The sequence below is a fragment of the Brevibacillus sp. SKDU10 genome (assembly GCF_001645205.1).
Lineage (GTDB): Bacteria > Bacillota > Bacilli > Brevibacillales > Brevibacillaceae > Brevibacillus_B > Brevibacillus_B halotolerans.
In genome coordinates this window covers 1-4,284 of record NZ_LSSO01000153.1, presented here as the reverse complement: position 1 = coordinate 4,284, position 4,284 = coordinate 1, and the positions used below count along the sequence as shown (strand labels likewise).

The 4,284-nt window shown below is 34.9% G+C and carries 6 protein-coding genes; 1 reads left to right on the top strand and 5 read right to left on the bottom strand.

All coding sequences use genetic code 11. The features are described from left to right. On the top strand, window positions 1-1,272 hold a 1,272-nt coding region (locus AYJ08_RS11975; RefSeq protein ID WP_231929096.1), incomplete at its 5' end, for a Kelch repeat-containing protein. Window positions 1,273-1,425: 153 nt separating this feature from the next. Here the strand turns inward: AYJ08_RS11975 and AYJ08_RS11970 are convergent. The 5 genes from AYJ08_RS11970 to AYJ08_RS11950 form a co-directional block, all read right to left on the bottom strand. Next, on the bottom strand, window positions 1,426-2,127 hold the full coding sequence (locus AYJ08_RS11970; RefSeq protein WP_064017916.1) for a hypothetical protein: 702 nt from the start codon (window positions 2,125-2,127) through the stop codon (window positions 1,426-1,428). Window positions 2,128-2,131: 4 nt separating this feature from the next. Next, window positions 2,132-2,911, bottom strand: coding sequence for a hypothetical protein (locus AYJ08_RS11965; RefSeq protein ID WP_064017915.1), 780 nt, complete (start codon window positions 2,909-2,911; stop codon window positions 2,132-2,134). A 131-nt stretch (window positions 2,912-3,042) separates the two neighbouring features. Beyond that, window positions 3,043-3,666, bottom strand: a complete 624-nt coding sequence (locus tag AYJ08_RS11960) for a glycoside hydrolase family 73 protein (protein WP_064017914.1) — start codon at window positions 3,664-3,666, stop codon at window positions 3,043-3,045. Beyond that, a complete protein-coding gene (locus AYJ08_RS11955) occupies window positions 3,663-3,920 on the bottom strand; it encodes a hypothetical protein (RefSeq protein ID WP_157452856.1) in 258 nt (85 codons plus the stop codon). Before AYJ08_RS11955 ends, AYJ08_RS11960 begins: the two co-directional genes overlap by 4 nt. Next, the coding region (locus AYJ08_RS11950) for a BhlA/UviB family holin-like peptide (RefSeq protein ID WP_231929095.1) at window positions 3,920-4,284 on the bottom strand (365 nt) is incomplete at its 5' end. The genes AYJ08_RS11955 and AYJ08_RS11950, both read right to left, overlap by 1 nt.

Here is a 4,284-nt window from a genome sequence, read left to right as displayed (position 1 = left end):
AGTGTTAAACAAATGAACCTAAAGAAAATAGGATTATTCGCTATTGCGATGATTATGACTTTGTTTAGTTTTCAGCCACTTTCGTTTGCAGCAGAAGAAATGGAATGGGTTAAAAAAGCACCAATGCCAACAGCTAGATACAACATTGGTGGCATAGTATATGATGATAAGATTTATGTATATGGGGGAACTCCTGGAATTGATTCTTTTGATAGCCTTGAAGTATATGATCCAGCAAAAGATGAGTGGGAAACGTTACCTAGTTCTTCTCAGGGTAGATACGGTATGGCATTTGTAGAAAACCAAGGAAAATTTTATGCCATTGGAGGGGAGAGCAACTTTGATACTACTAATACAGTTGAAGTGTTCGATCCTGTTTCAAACAAATGGACATCAGCGCAGTCAATGCCAACATCCCTTCGTTCTATTAATGCTGTTTCTTTAGATAATACTATCTATACTTTTGGTGGAACTGTAAAAGGTAATCAATCCACTAATTTAGTATATTCATTTAATCCTAATACAAACTCTTGGGTTTCTAAAAAACCGATGCCTTTTAATGCATATGCGACACCACTTATTATTAATAATTCCATATATGTAATTCACTATGATTTCAATGAAGAAAAAAGCTCTATTTATCTTTATGATCATTTACAAGATTCATGGACTCTAGTAGATGAACTCTTGGATAAACATGTAGATTCTAACTTCATAATCTATAATGACAAAATTATCTTCCATTCTTCTTCTACATTATTTAGCTATGATGTGAAAACAAAAAAATTAGAAACATATTCCCTAACTACTTCAACTATAGGTGGCAGTGCTTATAGTATTGTGAATGGGAAACTATATTTAATTGGAGGTACATACGTCGTTGATGGGTACACGTCTGGTCCTATATCAGATGTAGTAGAGTTAAATCTTTCTGATCTAATTAATCCAGAGCCTAAGCCAGATCCAGAGCCTAAGCCAGATCCAGACCCGAATCCAGATCCAAACCCGAATCCAGACCCGAACCCTAATCCGAATCCAACCGGAAACGCACTCTTGGTTATTTACATGGATAGTGGTTTAATCAAAGAATATCAAATGACAAATGAGGAAATAAGAAACTTTACCGAATGGTATGAAGGTAGAGCAAAAGGAAACGGTAAAGAAGCATACATCGTTAATAAGAAATACAACATCGGACCTTTCAATTCTAGAAAAGACTTCATTAGCTACAGTCATATTGAAAGCTTTGAAGTTCAAGAATACAGTAGATAATAAGATGCCCCTTCCGTATGTAGGAAGGGGTATCTTATGTTTTTGAAGGTTATGTAAGTTGTTTAAGTAACTAATGTTTGGTTGCGAAATTTTGATAAAAATAACAAAATGATTATCAATGGTCCAGATAGAAACACAAAGAAAAAAGACTATTTATTGGACTACTGCTTCCGATATTTCTTTATACAAAATAGGCTTTAGTGCAAGAAGTAAATCAAGATCTTCCTCTGGGGTTCCATGCTGCATAATTACAACAGTTTTATTTAATGTAATTGTGAAATCAAAACTTTTCTTTTCAAAGGTTAATGCACAATTTAATGAAGTTAAAGTACCAGCAGCATCTAGTCTAGAAAAATCTTCACTTAAATTAACGTGATCTCCAAAAAGAGCCGCACTTTTAAGAGAACCATGTCCAATTTTCCCAAACCAGCCTCCCCATACATTATTAGAGTGTTTAATTATGTAAGGGAAATATACTTTAGAACGACTTACTTTAAACTTATCACCAAAATATCTTGAAAACCGTTTCACAGCTCCGTTAACTGAACCCTTTGAACCTTCAATAATAAATAAATTATGTTTTGGAGAGTAATAGGCATTCATACTTTTATTTTCTATAAATTTATTAAATAAAATATCCTCACCATAAGCTCTACCAGATTTTCTCCTGGTTTGTTCATGTTTTACCACCATTTTTTGGAACCCTTTATAGTAGTTAACCGTAGTTAGCGATAGTTCAGACAAAGGTTCAGCATCACCTTGCTCAATACTTGTTTGCTGTGGTGTAACGACATTTGTATTTCCTTCATTTATTATTTCGAACGTTTCTACATCAAATAAATGATAAGCACGCATTTATTCACTCCCCTACTAGCAACAAAAAATTACTGGCGGCCGATTGAAAATCAGTTAAAGAATTTGTAGTACATTCAATTCCTTTTTTATACACTCTAACAATTCTATTTGAAAATCCGTTATTCTTTTTATAACTAAAGGAAAAATCATTTAAATCAGCCTTATCAATATTCTTAACAGCAACACTCATAAAAGGATTATTTTTACCGAATTCAATATTAAAGCTAAATTTAGATTCAGTTGGTCTTAATTCCTTATCAATTAAGGATAAAATAGGAATTATCTTTTTATCAAATGCATTTATCGCATTGTTGTATGAAGTTTCATAATCTCTAACCCTTAATACAAGATGTCCTTTTGTTTCATCATCTTCGGAATCATAATAATCATTATAATCAAAGTACAATGTTAACCCATTTGTATACATTTGAAAATTACAATTATTAATTACTTGAATGCCAGCATTTTTATCAAACTCTTCAATTTTTGATATGATCTTTTTTTGAATTTCCTCATCAAATTCTCCATCAAAAATTCCAGCTACATTCCATTTCGAATCATCATTAAACAAAATTATCTTTATTCTTACAATAAACAAATGAAACTTATGATAATAATTGTACAATGTAGTTAAAATTCCAAGCACACCAAAAAGATACTTTAAAATATCTAAGATATTAGACATAATATAGTTGAAATTTGCGTAAATAACGATTGATAAAAATGAGATCGAGAGAGCCATAACAAGAAAAACAAATTTTCTATTGTAATACCATTTTTTCACTTGAGCCCCCTCCTTATTTCTAAATCCTTCCTTTTACTAATATACCTTATTTCTTATTAATTAGTAATAACATAAATTGAAAAAGTTTGGAAAAACCCCCTCCAACGGATGAGCGAAGGAGGGATATATATTTAACTATTCACTTTCTCTTGTCCACTTGCAACCCTCAACTCATCCGCCAATTGCCCAATCCTCACAGCCTCGTCCTTCATCCCCATCTGATTGTAAAAAGCCCATTGTCCCTGTAAATGGCTGATAATTTCGTTCGCTACTTCTGGTTTCACTGTTGGTTCCTCCTTGTCATATTTAGCTAGACCGTACTTTTCAATTAATCCAATTAGCTTACCTGGATAACCCGGATCAGTAGCATATCCGCCTTTGTGGATAGCATGGCAAGCAGTTTTATATTCAGCACCTAGCACGCCATGATAGCGTGTAGGATTGTCTTTTTTACCGTTTAGGATTAGTTTGGAATGGTCTGCAATAGACTCTCCCCAATTGTTGTAAGCCCTGAAATTAGCTGTGATAGTAGTCCATTGACCGTTGTAATTCTCCTTGGTCGGCATAGCGCAGACACCTGCTGGCCCTGTACCTTTGATACCGAACAAGTTATTCCCTCGTTTAGTTAGTCCACTTTCTCCCCAAGCTGATTCAAGGATAGCCTGAGCGATCGTAAGAGACGCAGGTATCTTTGTTTTCTTCATGTCAGCTACTGCACTAGGTGAAATCTTATCTATAAAGTCTTGTGATTTCATTGTTCCACATCTCCCTTCTGAAACGAATTTTTCACACCTGAATGAATTCCGATAGCAGCCGTTGCCTCAATAAAAGCCAGCTTGCCAGCTTCCAATAAATCTCTCCCGAACAATAAAGCGTTGATTGCATTATAAGTTACTGCCATTACAACAATAGCCAGAGGAATGTAATCATTCGGAAACCAGCTCCGTGTTTTTAACCAAGCTCCTGACGCCATTACGACTGCAATTACTAAACCAATTTCTATCATCATTAGCCCACCTTTTCTTTTAGTTCTTGTAATTCATTTTCTAAGCCGTTTAGACTGCGTTCAATTTGTTGCAATGTAGTGGTATTACGTTCTAATTGAATTACCATTCGCTCGTTATGCTCCATGAGCTTGGCTTCACGTGTCTGAGCCTGTTTCACTAGTTGAGTCTCACGCTCTCTTCCCTCTTTTTTTGTAGAAAATAACAACCACACAAACAAAGCAGCAAACGGCCCTTGTTGTAGTAATGCGTTCATTACACTCTCTTCCATGCTTTCCCTCTCCTTATCACCCCCTAGGGGTAAATAAAATAGGGAGCCGAAGCTCCCATTAAAAAACGCCCTCTCCAGATTGGTCAAGCCCCCGTTTT